Here is a 16377-nt window from a genome sequence, read left to right on the forward strand (position 1 = left end):
ACAGCTACATAGGTAAATTGCCTTGCTGAATTCCTCCCTCGAATTTCTCGCCAACGGATTGCTGGACTTCTCCTGGTGGCAGATTCTGTTGTTCACGCTGGCGATGACGCACGTCACCATCGCGGGCGTCACCATTTATTTGCACCGCTGCCAGGCGCATCGCGCGCTGGACCTGCACCCCATCGCAAGCCACTTCTTCCGCCTGTGGCTGTGGATGACCACCGGCATGCTGACCGGCCAGTGGGCGGCCATCCACCGCAAGCACCATGCGAAGTGCGAGACCGAAGAAGATCCGCACAGCCCGCAGACGCGCGGCATCTGGAAGGTGCTGCTGGAAGGCGCGGAACTGTATCGCGCGGAAGCGAAGAACGAAGAAACGCTGCGCCGCTTCAGCCACGGCACGCCGAACGACTGGATGGAGCGCAACGTGTACACGCGTTATCCGATCCTCGGCATCAGCATCATGATGGTTATCGACGTGGCGCTGTTCGGCATCATCGGGCTGTCGGTGTGGGCCGTGCAGATGATCTGGATTCCGTTCTGGGCGGCGGGCGTCGTCAACGGTCTCGCGCACTTCTGGGGTTATCGCAACTTCAATTCGTCCGATGCCAGCACCAACATCTTCCCGCTCGGCATCCTGATCGGCGGTGAAGAACTGCACAACAATCACCACACGTACGCGACGTCGGCGAAGCTCTCGAGCAAGTGGTACGAGTTCGATATCGGCTGGCTGTACATCCGCATTCTGTCGGCCATCGGCCTCGCGAAGGTGAAGAAGCTCGCGCCCACGCCGCGCCTGTCGGAATCGAAGTCGGTGCCGGACCACGACACGCTGCAAGCTGTGCTCGCGAACCGCTACGAAGTCATGGCGCGTTACGGCAAGGCGCTCAAGCGCGCGTACAAGCAGGAACTCGTCAAGCTGAAGGAAGCCGGCGCGCGCGAGAAGTATCAGCTGATGCGCGGCGCGCGCAAGTGGTTCCACAAGGACGAAGACGGCCTGAACGAGCCGCAGCGCCAGCAACTGCCCGAATTGTTCTCGGACAACCAGAAGCTGCGCACCTACATCGAACTGCGCAAGGATCTGGCGGCGATGTGGGACCGCTCGAACGCATCGCGCGAGCAACTGCTGGCGCAGTTGCAGGACTGGTGTCATCGCGCGGAACAAAGCGGCATCAAGGCGTTGCAGGACTTCGCGTTGCGTCTGCGCCGCTACGCCCTGTAAGCGATATCCGCTAAAATTCGAAGACGTCACAAGACCCCGCTCTGGCGGGGTTTTTGTTTTTGGGCGACGGGTTTTCGCTGGATTCGGCAGGGAGACAGGGGACATGCAGGCGATCAAAAGCGTCGAGTACGACCGGCCGCAAGGGCTGACGTGTGGAGTAGGCGAGGCGTGGGCGCGCGTGCCGCAGGCGCCGTCGCCGGAGGAGAAGCGCGCGTTGAAGGAGCGCATTCGCGCGCTGTTGCGGCGGGAAGAAGCCGTGCTCGTCGCGCATTATTACGTCGATGCCGAGTTGCAAGAGCTTGCCGACGAAACCGGCGGCTGCGTCGCCGATTCGCTCGAAATGGCGCGCTTTGGCCGGGATCATGCGGCAAGAACGCTGGTTGTCGCGGGCGTTCGGTTCATGGGCGAGACCGCCAAAATTCTGAGCCCGGACAAGCGCGTGCTGATGCCGGATCTGGACGCCACATGCTCGCTCGATCTCGGCTGTCCCGCCGACGAATTTGCCGCGTTCTGCGACGCGCATCCGGACCGCACGGTCGTCGTGTACGCGAACACGAGCGCCGCCGTGAAAGCGCGCGCCGACTGGATGGTCACGTCGTCCATCGGGCTGGAGATCATCGCGGACTTGCACGCGCGCGGCGAGAAGATTCTGTGGGCGCCCGATCGTCACCTCGGCGGCTACATTCAGAAGAAGACGGGCGCGGACATGCTGCTGTGGCAGGGCTCCTGTCTCGTTCACGACGAGTTCAAGGGCATCGAACTCGACCTGCTGCGCGCGGAGTATCCGGGCGCGAAGATCCTCGTGCATCCGGAGTCGCCGGAAGCCGTGGTGAAGCTGGCCGATGTCGTCGGCTCGACAACGCAGCTGATCGACGCCGCCGTGCGCCTCGACGCGAGCCGCTTCATCGTCGCGACGGACCTCGGCATTCTGCACAAGATGCGGCTCGCCGCGCCGGGGAAGACGTTCATCGAAGCGCCGACGGCCGGCAACAGCGCCACGTGCAAGAGCTGCGCACATTGTCCGTGGATGGCGATGAACGGTCTCGCCAACCTCGCCGACGTGCTCGAGCGTGGGCATAACGAGATTCACGTCGACGCCGCCATTGGGCAACGCGCGCGCGTGCCGATCGACCGCATGCTCGATTTCGCCGCGCGTCACAGGAAACGCGTGCAGGCGAGCGGCGATCTGGCTAAGGACACCGCGTTGTTCTCGAACGTGGGAGCCGCATGATGCCGTACTCACCGATTTTCGACGAAGTCCGATCGCAGTACGGCGAAGCATTCGACGCGGCGCTCGCGCGTAATGTCGCCGATACGCTCGCCGAAGACATTGGCCCCGGCGATGTGACCGGCCGCCTCGTTCCCGCGGACGCGCGGCGCACGGCGCGGATCATCGTGCGGGAAGACGCCGTGCTGTGCGGCGCGCCGTGGTTCGACGAAGTGATGCGGCGCGTCGACGCGTCCATCGAAGTGGAATGGCAGTATCGCGAAGGGCAGCGCATGGGCGCCGATACGCCCGTCGCGCTGCTGCACGGCCCCGCGCGCTCGCTGCTGACGGCCGAGCGCAATGGCCTCAACTTCCTGCAATTGCTTTCGGGCGTGGCAAGCGCGACGCGCCGTTACGTCGACGCGATCGAAGGCACGCGCGCGCGCATTCTCGATACGCGCAAGACGCTGCCTGGCCTGCGGCTCGCGCAGAAATACGCCGTGCGGGTGGGCGGCGGGGCGAACCAGCGGCTCGCGCTCTACGACGGCATTCTGATCAAGGAAAACCACATCGCGGCGGCGGGCGGCGTCGGCGCGGCCATGGACGCGGCCCTCGCGCTGAACGCGGGCGTGCCGGTTCAGATCGAAGTCGAGACGCTCGCGCAGCTCGAAACGGCGCTCGCGCACCGCGCGGAGTCCATTCTGCTCGACAACTTCACGCTCGACGCCATGCGCGACGCCGTGCGGGTGACGGCGGGCCGCGCGTTGCTGGAAGTGTCGGGCGGCGTGAATTTCGAAACCGTGCGAGCGATTGCGGAAACCGGCGTCGACCGCATTTCAATCGGCGCGCTCACGAAGGACGTGCGCGCCACCGATTATTCGATGCGCCTTATCTAGCCGTCAGACCGCGCGCCGCCGCGCCGCCGGCGGCGTCAGCACGGTCGGCAGCGCCTTCGGCAAAGTTTCGGGCCAGTCGCGGCTGTAGTGCAGGCCGCGGCTTTCGCGTCGCGAACACGCGCTTTCGACGATCAGCGACGCCATATCCACCAGATTGCGCAGTTCCAGCAGGTCGCGGCTCACCTTGAAATTCGCGTAGTACTCGTGGATTTCGTCGCGCAGGAGCGCAATGCGATGCCGGGCGCGCGCGAGCCGTTTGTCCGTACGCACGATGCCGACGTAATTCCACATCAGAAGCCGCAACTCGTCCCAGTTATGCGCGACGACGACTTCCTCGTCGGGATCCGACACGCGGCTTTCGTCCCAGTCGGGCAGGGGCGCGTGGCATCCGGCGGAGAAACCGTCCGCTTCGATGGCCGCCGCCGCCGCTCGGCCGACCACGATGCATTCCAGCAGCGAATTGCTCGCCAGCCGGTTCGCCCCGTGCAGCCCCGTGCACGACGTTTCCCCGACCGCATACAGCCCGGGACGGTCGGTGCGCCCGGCGAGATCGGTCACGACGCCGCCGCAGGTGTAGTGCGCGGCCGGCACGACCGGAATCGGCTCTTTCGCGATATCGATGCCGAACTCGCGGCAGCGGGCGAGGATTGTCGGGAAGTGTTCCTCGAGGAACGCGCGCGGCTGGTGGCTGATATCGAGATACACGCAGTCGATGCCGCGCTTCTTGATCTCGAAGTCGATCGCCCGGGCGACGATATCGCGCGGCGCGAGCTCGGCGCGTTCGTCGTGCGCGGGCATGAAGCGCGTGCCGTCCGGCAGGCGCAGCACGCCGCCTTCGCCGCGCACGGCTTCCGAGATCAGGAACGACTTCGCGTACGGGTGAAAGAGGCAGGTCGGATGAAACTGGATGAACTCCATGTTCGCGACCCGGCAGCCCGCGCGCCACGCCATCGCGATGCCGTCGCCGGTCGCGGTGTCGGGATTGGTCGTGTAGAGATAGACCTTGCCCGCGCCGCCCGTCGCGAGGACCGTGTGCGGCGCCTCGATCGTGACGGTGCCGCCGCTTTTCAGGTCGAGCGCGTACAGACCGTGGCAGCGATGGCCCGGCAGCCCGAGCCGGTCGGACGTGATCAGGTCGATCGCGTAGTGGTCTTCGAGAACGGTGATATTAGGATGATTGCGCACGCGCTCGCCGAGCGTCGTGACGACCGCGTGGCCGGTGGCGTCCGCGGCGTGGATGATGCGGCGATGGCTATGCCCGCCTTCGCGCGTCAGATGGAAGCCGAGTTCGGCGGAGACATCGCGCGTGAAGGGCACGCCTTCGTTGATCAGCCACTGAATCGCGGCGCGCCCGTTTTCGACGATGTAGCGCGTGGCCGCCTCGTCGCACAGGCCGCCGCCCGCGATGAGCGTGTCGGCCACGTGGTCGTCGACGCTGTCCGCCGAATCCAGCACCGCCGCGATGCCGCCTTGCGCCCAGTCGCTCGCGCCTTCGCTCACCGCGCGCTTCGCAATGATCGCCACGCGCCGCGTTTCGGCCAGATTCAGCGCGACGCTCAGGCCCGCGAGTCCGCTCCCCACGATCGCTACATCGAAGTTCATGCCGCCGTGTCTCCGTCGCTGTCGTTGTCGATAGCCGGCAAGCATAACGCGCGAGCGCCGGAAAACCGCGAAAACCCATGCACGACCATGTGAAACCCGCATGAAAACCGCGCCGCAAAACAAAAAGCCCCGCATGAGCGGGGCTTTTTGCTGTCTTCGTCAGGCACTCAATCTCAAGTGCGGTGCGTCTTCCGCGTGAGCGGAACAACGCCGCTTTACTTGATCTTGGTTTCCTTGTACTCAACGTGCTTGCGGACGACCGGATCAAATTTCTTGATCAGCATCTTTTCCGGCATGTTGCGCTTGTTCTTGGTCGTCGTATAGAAGTGACCCGTGCCTGCGGTCGATTCCAACTTGATCTTGTCGCGTGCGCCCTTGGCCATGTGCGTGCTCCTTAGATTTCACCGCGTGCGCGCAGATCTGCGAGCACGGAGTCGATACCGTTCTTGTCGATCAGGCGCAGACCGGCGTTCGAAACGCGCAGACGGACCCAGCGATTTTCGCTTTCAACGAAGAAACGGCGGTTCTGCAGGTTCGGCAGGAAACGACGCTTGGTCTTGTTGTTGGCGTGGGAAACGTTGTTGCCGGACATCGGCCCTTTCCCAGTTACTTGGCATACGCGTGCCATGCGAGCACTCCTAATACAGTCTGATTCCTACGCTCGGCGCAGCGGATGCTGCAAGCCGACCTCTTTTTCCCTGGTTGCCTTTACCGGGAACTTGGCAGCACGGTTATGCCAATGAGGACCGCGTAAGCTCAGAACAGGTGGGTTGAGAAAAGCAAACGCGGATTCTAGCAGGAAAAGCCGTGCGTTATCAAGGCGTTTTGCTCCTTTTCCTATTCGGCAGACCGACCTCAAAGCCAGCGTCACAGCCAACCCTCGCGCGCGAACGAAAAAATGTCATTCGACGCGACGACCATATGATCCAGCAGCTTTACGTCGATGAGCGAGAGCGCGTCCTGGAGCGTGCGCGTGAGCTTGCGGTCGCCCGCGCTCGGCTGGATGCCGCCGGACGGATGATTATGCGCGACGATCAGTCCGGCCGCGTTCAGCGCCAGCGCGCGCTTGACGATTTCGCGCGGATACACGGCCACGCGCGTGAGCGAGCCCCGCGCCTCCTCGCAAATGTCCAGCAACTGGTGGCGCGCGTCGAGATAGATGCAAATGAACACTTCGTTCGGACGCGTGCCGATTTTCAGGCGCAGAAAGTCTTCGACGGCGCCGGGGGAATTCAACAGCATGCGGTTTCGCGCTTTCTCCGCCAGCATGCGCCGGCACAGTTCGGAAACCGCGATGAGCGTCGCCGCGCGCGCCTCGCCGATGCCGCGTTCGGCTTGCAACTCGGCGGCGGATGCATCGAGCATGGCGCGCAGCGAGCCGAAACGCCGCAACAGCGCGCGGGCGACATCGACGGCGGTGCGACCCGGCACGCCGGTGCGCAAGAAAAGCGCGAGCAATTCGGCATCGGCTAGCTTCTCGGCACCCGAACTGAGCAGGCGTTCACGCGGCCGGTCGGCCTTTTCCCATTTCGAGATGGCTAGTGCCGCGAGCCGGACGGTTTCGGAAGTCTCCGATGGCGCGGCGGGAACGGACGCAGCAACAGGCGCGACGTTCGTGCTTGCAACCGGCACCGCATCGGTCGCGGCAACGGACGCACAAACCGGCGCACAAACCGGCGCGACTTCCGGCGCAGTATCCAGCGAGACGACGCCCGTCATCGCCCGCTCCGAAGAGGCCGCGTTCCGCGCGCCGCCGCACCAACGCCGCACGCGCCTGACGCGTCGCCGGACCACTCTGTCTTACAATAGCGGTTTTGGCGCCCGTTTCGACCCTGCGCCACGCGGTTCGCAGCTTCGCGCCGACGAGCCGCCGCTCGCCCGGCCCACGCCGCGCTTTCGACTGAACCGCCACATCCAATACTCATGAGCATCATCGATATCTCCGAGGTCAAGCCCGGCTCCCATGTCACGCTGCATTACCGGCTGGCACTGGCCGACGGCGCCGACATCGTCAACACCTTCACCGACAAGCCCGCCACGCTTCTGCTCGGCGCAGGCCAGCTCGCCCCGCCGCTCGAAGAAATTCTGCTCGGGCTCAAGGTCGGCCACCATTCGACCTTTCGGCTAACGCCGGAACAGGCGTTCGGGCCGCGCAACCCTGAGCTGCTGCAGCGCGTGTCGCTCGCGACGCTGCGCGAAAACAGCATGGTCGGCGAGGATTTTTCTCCCGGCGATCTCGTCGAATTCAACGCGCCCAACGGCGGGCGCTACGCGGGCGTGCTCAAGGAAGTGGGCGACACGTCGGCGCTTTTCGACTTCAATCACCCGCTTGCCGGCCAGACGCTGGCGTTCGAAGTGAAAATCATCGGAATTCTGTAGCCATGAGCCTGATCGAAAGCCTCACCGATATCGAAACCGACGTCGAAATCCTGCTCGCGCAGCCGCGCGGCTTCTGCGCGGGCGTGGACCGCGCGATCGAAATCGTCGAGCGCGCGATCAAGCTGTTCGGCGCGCCGATCTATGTGCGCCACGAGATCGTGCATAACGCGTACGTGGTCGCCGATTTGCGCAAGAAGGGCGCGATCTTCATCGAGGAACTGTCGGACGTGCCCGAGGGCAGCACGCTGATTTTCAGCGCGCACGGCGTCTCGAAAGCAGTGCGCGTCGAAGCGGAAACGCGCGGGCTGCGCGTATTCGACGCTACATGCCCGCTCGTGACCAAGGTGCACATGGAAGTCGCGAAGATGCGGCAGGAAGGCTTCGATATCGTGATGATCGGCCACAAGGGACACCCGGAAGTCGAAGGCACGATGGGGCAGTCCGGCGAGGGCATGCATCTGGTCGAAGATATCGAGGACGTGCTGAAGCTCGATCTGCCCGACCCGAACCGCATTGCGTACGTGACGCAGACGACGCTTTCGGTCGACGACGCCTCCGCCATCATTAACGCGCTCAAGAACAAGTATCCCGCGATCAAGGAGCCGAAGAAGCAGGACATCTGCTACGCGACGCAGAATCGTCAGGACGCGGTCAAGTTTCTCGCGCCGCAGTGCGATGTCGTGATCGTGGTCGGCAGCCCGAACAGCTCGAATTCGAGCCGGCTGCGCGAAGTGGCCGAGCGCAGCGGCATCCCCGCCTATATGGTGGATTCGCCTACGCAGATCGATCCGAACTGGGTCGAGGGCAAAAAGCGCATCGGCGTGACGGCGGGCGCATCGGCGCCGGAAGTGCTCGCGCAGGCGGTAATCGCGCGACTGCGCGAACTCGGCGTGCGCAGCGTGCGCTCGCTGGAAGGGATCGAAGAGACCATCTCGTTTCCGCTGCCGCGCGGCTTGTCGTTGCCGCAATAAGTTAGACGAAACCTTCGAAAAGCGCCTGCGGGCGCTTTTTTTTCGCCCGGGCACAGGCAAGCCGACCGCGCGTGAACCATTCCGGTGCATCGCGTGAAAGTGGCGCAAACGTATTCTGCCGAGCCCCGATAAACCCCGCTTCCGGAATGGTGCAACTGCTGCACAAAAGCGGATCGCAACCGGGTTGCGCTTTAGCGCGAAAATCGCCGAAAAATGCGGGTTGCAATGCTGGAAAACCCCGCCACGCAAGAATATTGCTCGTCTCATATTTAGCGTTACAATTCGCGCGTCCTGAGTCCGGAAGGGCCTCTGGCAACGGTTCTGAAAGGCGCAGGAGATCTCATTTGATGCGATTCAAGTTTGCTTACGCCGTGTCCATCGCGGCTGCGGTTGCAATGGCAACCGCATGCGGCAAGAAGGACGAAGGCGGAGCGAGCGGAGCAGCACCGGCGGCAAGCGCCCCGACGGCGGCGACGGCTGCGCCGGCACCGGCGAGCGAAGCGACGGTGGTGAAGATCGGCCACGTTGCGCCGTTGTCCGGCACGCAGGCGCATTTAGGGAAAGACAACGAAAACGGCGCGCGGCTCGCGCTGGAGGAAATCAGCGCGCAGGGTCTCACCATCGACGGCCGCTCCATTCGCCTCGTGCTAGACAGCCAGGACGACGCAGCCGACCCGCGCACCGGCGAAGAAGCCGCGCAGCGCCTGGTGGATGACCATGTGGTCGCGGTGATCGGCCATTTGAATTCGGGCGTATCGATTCCGGCGTCCAAGATTTATAGCGATGCGGGCATCGCGGAGATTTCGCCGTCGACGACGAACCCGCAATACACGAAGCAGGGTTACAAGACGACCTTCCGCGTGGTCGCAACCGATGCGCTGCAAGGCCCCGTGCTGGCCGGCTACGCGATCAAGACGCTGCACGCGAAGAAAGTGGTGATCGTGGACGACGCGACCGCCTACGGCCGCGGCCTCGCCGACGAGTTCGCCAAGACGGCGCAGGCGGGCGGCGTGAAGGTCGCCGCGCGCGAGACGACATCGGAGAAGGCGCGCAACTTCAAGGCGATCCTTTTGAAGATCAAGCGCATGCAGCCGGACGCCGTGATGTACGGCGGCATGGACGCAACGGGCGGCCCGTTCGCGAAAGAAGCGGCGGCGCTCGGCGTGAAGGCGAAGATTCTGGCGGGCGACGGCGTCTGCACGGAGCAACTGCCCGAACTGGCGGGAGACGCGGTGCAGAACGTCGTGTGTTCGGAAGCGGGACCCGCGCTCGCGAAGATGGACAAGGGCGCGGACTTCGCGCAGAAGTACGAGGCACGGTTTCACACGCCAGTGCAGATTTACGCGCCGTTCACGTACGACGCGGTGTACGTGATCGTCGATGCGATGAAGCGCGCCAATTCCATCGAAGCGAGCAAGGTGCTCGCGGCGATGGCCACGACGGATTTCAACGGTCTGACGGGGCATATCGCTTTCGACGACAAAGGCGATCTGAAGACCAGCACCATCACGCTTTACGACTTCAAGGACAAAAAGAAGGACGTGCTCGACGTCGTGAAGCAGTAGCAGCAGGCGTTTGCAGTCTTGCGGCGCCTATCCGACAAGCGCCGTTTCGCATCCGTCTGGCGGACGCCCGCACCTATCCGGCGGCGGGCGCAACGACAGGCGATTAACCCTTACCGGTTTTTTTAAAAGTACGCGCAGTGCCGCTCCAGATTTCGCTTCACACCGGTTTATCGGCCGGTGATAAAAGCGTCATCCGGTCGCACGGGGCTAAGGAGCTTTAAATGGATATTTTCATCCAGCAGATCCTCAACGGTCTGGTGCTTGGCAGCGTCTACGCCATCATCGCGTTGGGTTACACGATGGTGTACGGCATTCTCGGCATCATCAACTTCGCGCACGGCGACGTGCTGATGGTGGGCGCGATGGTGGCGCTTTCAGCCATCGGCGTCATGCAGAACCACTTTCCCTCGATGCCCGGCCCGATCATGCTGACGATCGCGCTCATCGTCGCGGCGATCGTCTGCGCGATCGTCGGCTACACCATCGAACGCGTCGCGTACCGGCCGCTGCGCAAGGCGCCGCGTCTCGCGCCGCTCATCACCGCAATCGGCGTGTCGATCCTGCTGCAAACGGTCGCCATGATGATCTGGGGCCGCAACCCGCTCGCGTTCCCGCAGCTGCTGCCGACCGATCCGATCAACGTCATCACCGCGACGGAAACGCGTCCCGGCGCGGTCATCTCGATGACGGAAATCGTGATCATCGTGGTGGCGTTCCTCGTGATGGGCGGCCTCCTGCTGCTCGTGCACAAGACCAAGCTCGGCCGCGCGATGCGCGCGATCGCGGAAAACCCCGGCGTCGCATCGCTGATGGGCGTGAACCCGAACTTCGTGATCTCGGCGACCTTCATGATCGGCTCGGCGCTTGCTGCGCTCGCCGGCGTAATGATCGCCTCCGAATATGGCAACGCGCACTTCTACATGGGCTTCATTCCCGGCCTGAAGGCGTTTACCGCCGCGGTGCTGGGCGGCATCGGCAACCTGGGCGGCGCGATGGTCGGCGGCGTGCTTCTCGGTCTCATCGAACAGTTGGGCGCCGGTTACATCGGCAATCTGACGGGCGGCGTCTTCGGCAGTAACTATCAGGACGTGTTCGCCTTCATCGTGCTGATCATCGTGCTCGTGTTCCGTCCGTCGGGTCTGCTCGGCGAACGTGTCGCGGACCGCGCTTAAAGACCGTGTGAGGAGCTCTACAAAATGACTTCGATTCAACCGATTGAGCCGTCCACGACGCTCATCCCCGAGAAGAACACGGGCAAGACGCTCGTCGTCGGCATCATCGTCGCCGCGTTCGTGATCGCCGCGCCGATGGTGATCGGCGCAGCCGGCGGCAACTACTGGGTGCGCGTGCTCGACTTCGCAATGCTTTACGTGATGCTCGCGCTCGGCCTCAACGTCGTGGTCGGCTTCGCCGGCCTGCTCGATTTGGGCTACATCGCGTTCTATGCGGTCGGCGCGTATGTGGCGGCGCTCCTGTCTTCGCCGCAGCTGACCTCGCAGTTCGAATGGATCGCGCATCTGGCGCCGGGCGGGCTGCACCTGCCGTTCCTCTTGATCGTGCCGATCGCGATGGCGCTCGCCGCCACGTTCGGCGTGCTGCTCGGCGCACCGACGCTGCGTCTGCGTGGCGACTACCTCGCTATCGTGACGCTCGGCTTCGGCGAAATCGTGCGGATTTTCATGAACAACCTCGACCGTCCGGTGAACATCACCAACGGCCCGAAGGGCATCACGGGCATCGATCCGGTGACGGTGGCGGGCTTCAACCTGTCGCAGACGCACGAGTTGTTCGGCATGAAGTTCCCGTCGGTGTACATGTATTACTACCTGTTCGTGATCGGCGCGCTCATCGTGATCTGGGTCTGTACGCGCCTGCAGCACTCGCGTATCGGCCGCGCATGGGCCGCGATCCGCGAAGACGAAATCGCCGCGAAGGCCATGGGCATCAACACGCGTAACGTGAAGCTGCTTGCGTTCGCGATGGGCGCGTCGTTCGGCGGCCTCTCGGGCGCGATGTTCGGCGCGTTCCAGGGCTTCGTGTCGCCGGAATCGTTCACGTTCTGGGAGTCGATCGTCGTGCTGGCGTGCGTGGTGCTCGGCGGCATGGGCCACATTCCGGGCGTGATTCTCGGCGCGGTGCTGCTCGCCGTGTTCCCCGAATTCCTGCGCTCGACGATGGGTCCGTTGCAAAACGCCGTCTTCGGCCATCAGATCGTGGATACGGAAGTCATCCGCCAGTTGCTGTACGGTCTGGCGATGGTGCTGATCATGCTGTATCGCTCGGAAGGCCTGTGGCCCGCCGCGAAACACGAAGACAAGATCGCGAAGATCGCGAAGCGCAACGGCAAGAAGCCGGTGCGCGCCTAAGCGGGGGAATCAAAAATGAGCGACAAACGTACTCGATTGTCCGTGAAGGGCGTGAACAAGCGTTTCGGCGGCTTGCAGGCGCTGTCCGAAGTGGGCCTCGAAATCAAGGAAGGCGAAATCTACGGCCTGATCGGCCCGAACGGCGCGGGCAAGACGACGTTCTTCAACGTCATCACGGGCCTCTACACGCCGGATTCCGGCGAATTCAAGCTCGACGGCGAAGCCTACACGCCGACCGCCGTGTATCAGGTGGCGAAGGCGGGCATCGCGCGCACGTTCCAGAACATTCGCCTCTTCGGCGGCATGACCGCGCTGGAGAACGTGATGGTAGGGCGCCATGTGCGCACGAAGCATGGCCTGATCGGCGCGGTGTTCCAGACGCCCGCCGAACGTCGTGAAGAGAAGGAAATCAAGGAGCGCGCGCTGGAACTGCTGGAGTACGTCGGCGTGCTGCAATACGCGGACTACACGTCGCGCAATCTGTCGTATGGCCACCAGCGTCGTCTGGAGATCGCGCGTGCTTTGGCGACCGATCCGAAGCTGCTCGCGCTCGACGAACCGGCAGCCGGCATGAACGCGACGGAGAAGGTGGAACTCACGCGCCTGCTCGACAAGATTCGCGCGGACGGCAAGACGATTCTGTTGATCGAACACGACGTGAAACTCGTGATGGGATTGTGCAACCGCATGACGGTGCTCGATTACGGCAAGGTGATCGCCGAGGGTCTGCCGCAGGACGTGCAGAAGGACCCGAAGGTGATCGAAGCATATCTGGGTGCGGGGGTGCACTAAATGGCGACCACAAGCGCAATGTTGAAGGTCAAGGGTCTGCAGGTGAACTACGGCGGCATCCAGGCGGTGAAGGGTGTCGATCTGGAAGTCGGACAGGGCGAACTCGTCACGCTGATCGGCGCGAACGGCGCGGGCAAGACCACGACGATGAAGGCCATCACGGGGCTGAAACCGTTCTCGGGTGGCGATATCGAGTACATGGGCCAGTCGATCAAGGGCGTGCCCACGCACGAGCTTTTGAAGCGCGGCCTCGCGATGGTGCCGGAAGGCCGCGGCATTTTCGCGCGCATGTCGATTCTCGAGAACATGCAGATGGGCGCGTATTTGCGCAACGATTCGGACGGCATTCAGAAGGACACCGAACGGATGTTCGGCTTCTTTCCGCGTTTGAAGGAACGGGCTTCGCAGTATGCGGGCACGCTTTCCGGTGGCGAGCAGCAGATGCTGGCGATGGCGCGGGCTTTGTTGTCGCGGCCCAAATTGCTGTTGCTCGATGAGCCTTCGATGGGGCTCTCGCCGATCATGGTCGAGAAGATCTTCGAAGTCGTTCGGGAGATTTCCAGCGAAGGGCTGACGGTGCTGCTCGTTGAGCAGAATGCTCGGCTCGCGCTTCAGGCCGCTAATCGCGGGTATGTCATGGATTCGGGTACCGTCACCATGTCCGGCGATGCTAAGGTCATGCTCGATGATCCTAAGGTTCGGGCTGCTTATTTGGGCGAGTGAGGGTTTTTTTCTTTCCTCGCGGGGCGGGGGTTTTGTTTGCTCCCGCTCTCTTCGGTCTTCTTGCTTGTTCGTAGAACTTGTATCCGTATCGGTCTATTAGCGTTGCCCCTCCCCGGCGCGGGGGTCACTTTCTTTGCTGCTGCAAAGAAAGTAACCAAAGAAAGCAGCTTTTTGGCCCGCAGCAATAACAGCGTGGGCACTCCGCAGAAGAACCGTGGCACTCAGCTAATCGGCAGCCCTGAATCACCTTCCGCACCCGCTGAGCGCCACGTCCTCCGAGCCCCTTGGCTCGTCAACACCACACCCCCGTTTTACGCTCCGCCTGCGATCCAGGCTTAGTGAAGATCGCCTAGACACTGTTTGGAATGCTAACGTTATGCGGACGCGCATTTGCATGGACAAGCGCGCGTACCTATGCAAACGTTCGGTGTTAACGAGCCAAGGGGCTCGGAGGACGTGGTGCTCAGTGGGCGTGGAAGGTAATTCAGGGTTGATTCAAACTGAGTGCCAATGCTTTTCTGCGAAGTGATCACGCTCTTGATGCTGCGGGCCAGAAAAAAGCTGCTTTCTTTGGTTACTTTCTTTGCAGCAGCAAAGAAAGTGACCCCCGCCCCGGGGAGGGGCAACGCTAATAGACCGACACGAATACAAGTTTCACGAAGAAAGCAGCGGGCACCCCCGCCCCGGGGAGGGGCAAAGCAAATAGACCGAGACGAAAACAAGTTCCACGAAGAAAGCAGCCAGCAACCCCGCCCCGGGAAGGGGCACGCTGATAGACGGAAACGGGAGAACGAAGAGACAAAACTAAAGCCGCTTCCCGAGACTAACAACGTCATCAACGCGATACCCAAGCCGCTCATAAAAGGGCAAGAGATCCCGCCGAGCAGAAAGAATCTGCAGATTAACCTTAGGACATCCAGCACGAGAAAGCGCCGCTTCCGCATGAAGCATCAACGCGCGCCCGAACCCGCGCCCCCGCTGGGCAGCCGAAACAGCGAGCGAATAAATCCACCCGCGATGCCCGTCATACCCGCACATCACAGTCCCGATGACATCCCCATCGAGCGCTCCGACAAAGAACAACTCCGGCTGCGTGCGCAGTTTATTAGCAATGGACAACGCCGGATCGCGCTGCGGCCGCGATGCATCCGCGTACTCTGGAAACACATCGCGCCACAGATCGATCACGGCATCGCGATCGCTCGCATCGAACGTGCGGATGATCACAGCGAATCGAGGACCGAGCGCAGCATCGACATCATCTGATCGATCTCGTCCTTGGTCACATTGAGCGCAGGCATGAAGCGCAGCAGATTCGGCCGCGCCGCGTTCAGCAAGAGTCCGTCAGGCTGCATCAGCCGAGCCTTCTCGACGATCTGCGGTCCCTGATCGCCATCGAGCAGCAACGCGCGCAACAGACCTTCGCCGCGCTCGCCGTTGAAACCGCGTTCGTCCGATAGCTTCAGCAATTCCGAACGCAAATACTCGCCGCGGTCGCGCACGCCTTCGAGAAAGCCCGGTGCCGTCAGCTGCGAAATCACCGAATAGCCCACTGCCGTCATCAGCGGATTGCCGTTGTACGTGCCGCCCTGATCGCCCGCTTCGAAGCACGCCACATCCGCAGTCGAGAGCAGCGCCGCGAGCGGCACGCCGCCGCCGATGCCTTTGCCGAGCGTCATGATGTCCGGCTCGATGCCCGACAGCTCATACGCGAACAACGTCCCCGCGCGACCGCAGCCGCTTTGCACTTCATCGACGATCAACAGGATGTTGTGCCGCTTCGTCAGCGCGCGCAACTGCTGCATGAACTCGCGCGTCGCGGGAATCACGCCGCCTTCGCCCTGAATCGGCTCCAGCATCACGGCCACGGTCTTCTCGGTGATGAGCTTTTCGACGGATGCGATGTCGTTCAAATCCGCCTTCGGAAAGCCCGGCACCTGCGGCGCGTAGATCGTGTCCCAGCCCGCCTTGCCGCTCGCAGACATGGTCGCGAGCGTGCGGCCGTGGAAGCTGTGATCGAACGTGATGATCTCGTACGCGCCGTTGCGGAACTTGCGGCCCCACTTGCGCGCGAGCTTGATCGCGCCTTCGTTCGCTTCCGCGCCGCTGTTGGCAAAGAACACCTTGTCGAAGCAACTGTGCTCCGTGAGCAGCGCGGCGAGCTTCGCCATCGGCTCGTTATAGAACGCGGGCGACGGATTGATCAGCGTGCGCGCCTGCTTCTCCAGCGCCTCGATCACGCCGTCGTTGCAGTGACCGAGCGAATTGACGGCCCAGCCCTGAATGAAGTCGAGATAGCGTTTGCCGGTGTTGTCGTAAAGCCAGGAGCCCTTGCCGTGCGTGAACACGATCTCGGGGCGGTTCGTGATGTACATCAGCGAATCGACGGGGTACTCATTGAAATTCATGACAGCAGGCTCCGGGCGTGGACTCAGGTGAAAAAAACGGCGCGCAAAAAACAAAAGCCACGGTGTTTCCGTGGCTTCATTCTCTGCGCTTCAGACTAACCGAACATGACGAGCGCGAATGCATGACGAGCCAGCGGCATCCCTAGGGAAGCGGCGAGCGGCGGCGTCGGACGATGTTAGCGATTCGGTTCATTCGCGAAGGATACGTGATCACGTTCGTGCATGTAAACCGCCGGCGTCGATTTG

At 62.7% G+C, this 16377-nt stretch carries 16 protein-coding genes; 10 read left to right on the forward strand and 6 right to left on the reverse strand.

Translation table 11 applies throughout. The features are described 5' to 3' along the window. The first annotated feature begins 22 nt into the window (after window positions 1–22). From HWX53_RS04620 to nadC, 3 genes are all read left to right on the forward strand, one after another. A complete protein-coding gene (locus tag HWX53_RS04620) occupies window positions 23–1222 on the forward strand; it encodes an acyl-CoA desaturase (RefSeq protein ID WP_175939648.1) in 1200 nt (399 codons plus the stop codon). A 103-nt stretch (window positions 1223–1325) separates the two neighbouring features. Next, the gene (nadA, locus tag HWX53_RS04625; protein ID WP_175939649.1) at window positions 1326–2453 is read left to right on the forward strand and encodes a quinolinate synthase NadA; all 1128 of its coding nucleotides are present in this window, start codon (window positions 1326–1328) and stop codon (window positions 2451–2453) included. Further along, on the forward strand, window positions 2453–3325 hold the full coding sequence (gene nadC / locus HWX53_RS04630) for a carboxylating nicotinate-nucleotide diphosphorylase (protein WP_175940601.1): 873 nt from the start codon (window positions 2453–2455) through the stop codon (window positions 3323–3325). The genes nadA and nadC overlap by 1 nt, the downstream gene beginning before the upstream one ends. Window positions 3326–3328: 3 nt before the next feature. Here nadC and nadB read toward each other — a convergent pair whose 3' ends face one another. The 4 genes from nadB to radC form a co-directional block, all read right to left on the reverse strand. After that, the gene (gene nadB / locus HWX53_RS04635; protein WP_175939650.1) at window positions 3329–4927 is read right to left on the reverse strand and encodes an L-aspartate oxidase; all 1599 of its coding nucleotides are present in this window, start codon (window positions 4925–4927) and stop codon (window positions 3329–3331) included. A gap of 215 nt (window positions 4928–5142) precedes the next feature. Next, window positions 5143–5310, reverse strand: a complete 168-nt coding sequence (rpmG, locus tag HWX53_RS04640) for a 50S ribosomal protein L33 (RefSeq protein WP_007180630.1) — start codon at window positions 5308–5310, stop codon at window positions 5143–5145. An 11-nt stretch (window positions 5311–5321) separates the two neighbouring features. Further along, complete coding sequence (rpmB, locus tag HWX53_RS04645; protein ID WP_175939651.1) at window positions 5322–5555, reverse strand: 50S ribosomal protein L28; 234 nt, start codon at window positions 5553–5555, stop codon at window positions 5322–5324. A 239-nt stretch (window positions 5556–5794) separates the two neighbouring features. Next, a complete protein-coding gene (gene radC, locus HWX53_RS04650; protein ID WP_175939652.1) occupies window positions 5795–6646 on the reverse strand; it encodes a DNA repair protein RadC in 852 nt (283 codons plus the stop codon). A gap of 204 nt (window positions 6647–6850) precedes the next feature. Here radC and HWX53_RS04655 point away from each other — a divergent pair, with 204 nt between their 5' ends. From HWX53_RS04655 to HWX53_RS04685, 7 genes are all read left to right on the forward strand, one after another. Further along, entirely contained in the window at window positions 6851–7306 is a 456-nt protein-coding gene (locus HWX53_RS04655) for a peptidylprolyl isomerase (RefSeq protein WP_175939653.1), read from the forward strand. A gap of 2 nt (window positions 7307–7308) precedes the next feature. Then, window positions 7309–8277 carry a 4-hydroxy-3-methylbut-2-enyl diphosphate reductase gene (ispH, locus tag HWX53_RS04660; protein WP_175939654.1) on the forward strand — a complete coding sequence of 323 codons (969 nt, stop codon included), beginning with the start codon at window positions 7309–7311 and terminating at the stop codon, window positions 8275–8277. Window positions 8278–8624: 347 nt separating this feature from the next. Next, complete coding sequence (locus HWX53_RS04665; protein ID WP_175939655.1) at window positions 8625–9842, forward strand: branched-chain amino acid ABC transporter substrate-binding protein; 1218 nt, start codon at window positions 8625–8627, stop codon at window positions 9840–9842. A 221-nt stretch (window positions 9843–10063) separates the two neighbouring features. Further along, window positions 10064–11014 carry a branched-chain amino acid ABC transporter permease gene (locus HWX53_RS04670; RefSeq protein WP_175939656.1) on the forward strand — a complete coding sequence of 317 codons (951 nt, stop codon included), beginning with the start codon at window positions 10064–10066 and terminating at the stop codon, window positions 11012–11014. Between the two features lie 24 nt (window positions 11015–11038). Continuing rightward, window positions 11039–12208, forward strand: a complete 1170-nt coding sequence (locus tag HWX53_RS04675) for an ABC transporter ATP-binding protein (protein ID WP_175939657.1) — start codon at window positions 11039–11041, stop codon at window positions 12206–12208. A 15-nt stretch (window positions 12209–12223) separates the two neighbouring features. Beyond that, complete coding sequence (locus tag HWX53_RS04680) at window positions 12224–13000, forward strand: ABC transporter ATP-binding protein (RefSeq protein WP_175939658.1); 777 nt, start codon at window positions 12224–12226, stop codon at window positions 12998–13000. Further along, window positions 13001–13723: an ABC transporter ATP-binding protein gene (locus tag HWX53_RS04685; RefSeq protein WP_175939659.1), complete on the forward strand. Its 723-nt coding sequence runs from the start codon at window positions 13001–13003 to the stop codon at window positions 13721–13723. An 804-nt stretch (window positions 13724–14527) separates the two neighbouring features. Here the strand turns inward: HWX53_RS04685 and HWX53_RS04690 are convergent. Then, a complete protein-coding gene (locus HWX53_RS04690; protein WP_175939660.1) occupies window positions 14528–14950 on the reverse strand; it encodes a GNAT family acetyltransferase in 423 nt (140 codons plus the stop codon). Next, window positions 14947–16131: an acetylornithine transaminase gene (locus HWX53_RS04695; protein ID WP_175939661.1), complete on the reverse strand. Its 1185-nt coding sequence runs from the start codon at window positions 16129–16131 to the stop codon at window positions 14947–14949. The genes HWX53_RS04690 and HWX53_RS04695 overlap by 4 nt, the downstream gene beginning before the upstream one ends. Window positions 16132–16377: the final 246 nt, after the last annotated feature.

Source organism: Caballeronia sp. BCC1704, assembly GCF_902833455.1.
GTDB lineage: Bacteria > Pseudomonadota > Gammaproteobacteria > Burkholderiales > Burkholderiaceae > Caballeronia.

Coding starts and splice junctions, on each gene's coding strand:
- nadA (WP_175939649.1), top strand. CDS start 1,326: ATGCAGGCGATCAAAAGCGTCGAGTACGACCGGCCGCAAGGGCTGACG.
- nadC (WP_175940601.1), top strand. CDS start 2,453: ATGCCGTACTCACCGATTTTCGACGAAGTCCGATCGCAGTACGGCGAA.
- nadB (WP_175939650.1), bottom strand. CDS start 4,927: ATGAACTTCGATGTAGCGATCGTGGGGAGCGGACTCGCGGGCCTGAGC.
- rpmG (WP_007180630.1), bottom strand. CDS start 5,310: ATGGCCAAGGGCGCACGCGACAAGATCAAGTTGGAATCGACCGCAGGC.
- rpmB (WP_175939651.1), bottom strand. CDS start 5,555: ATGGCACGCGTATGCCAAGTAACTGGGAAAGGGCCGATGTCCGGCAAC.
- radC (WP_175939652.1), bottom strand. CDS start 6,646: ATGACGGGCGTCGTCTCGCTGGATACTGCGCCGGAAGTCGCGCCGGTT.
- HWX53_RS04655 (WP_175939653.1), top strand. CDS start 6,851: ATGAGCATCATCGATATCTCCGAGGTCAAGCCCGGCTCCCATGTCACG.
- ispH (WP_175939654.1), top strand. CDS start 7,309: ATGAGCCTGATCGAAAGCCTCACCGATATCGAAACCGACGTCGAAATC.
- HWX53_RS04665 (WP_175939655.1), top strand. CDS start 8,625: ATGCGATTCAAGTTTGCTTACGCCGTGTCCATCGCGGCTGCGGTTGCA.
- HWX53_RS04670 (WP_175939656.1), top strand. CDS start 10,064: ATGGATATTTTCATCCAGCAGATCCTCAACGGTCTGGTGCTTGGCAGC.
- HWX53_RS04675 (WP_175939657.1), top strand. CDS start 11,039: ATGACTTCGATTCAACCGATTGAGCCGTCCACGACGCTCATCCCCGAG.
- HWX53_RS04680 (WP_175939658.1), top strand. CDS start 12,224: ATGAGCGACAAACGTACTCGATTGTCCGTGAAGGGCGTGAACAAGCGT.
- HWX53_RS04685 (WP_175939659.1), top strand. CDS start 13,001: ATGGCGACCACAAGCGCAATGTTGAAGGTCAAGGGTCTGCAGGTGAAC.
- HWX53_RS04695 (WP_175939661.1), bottom strand. CDS start 16,131: ATGAATTTCAATGAGTACCCCGTCGATTCGCTGATGTACATCACGAAC.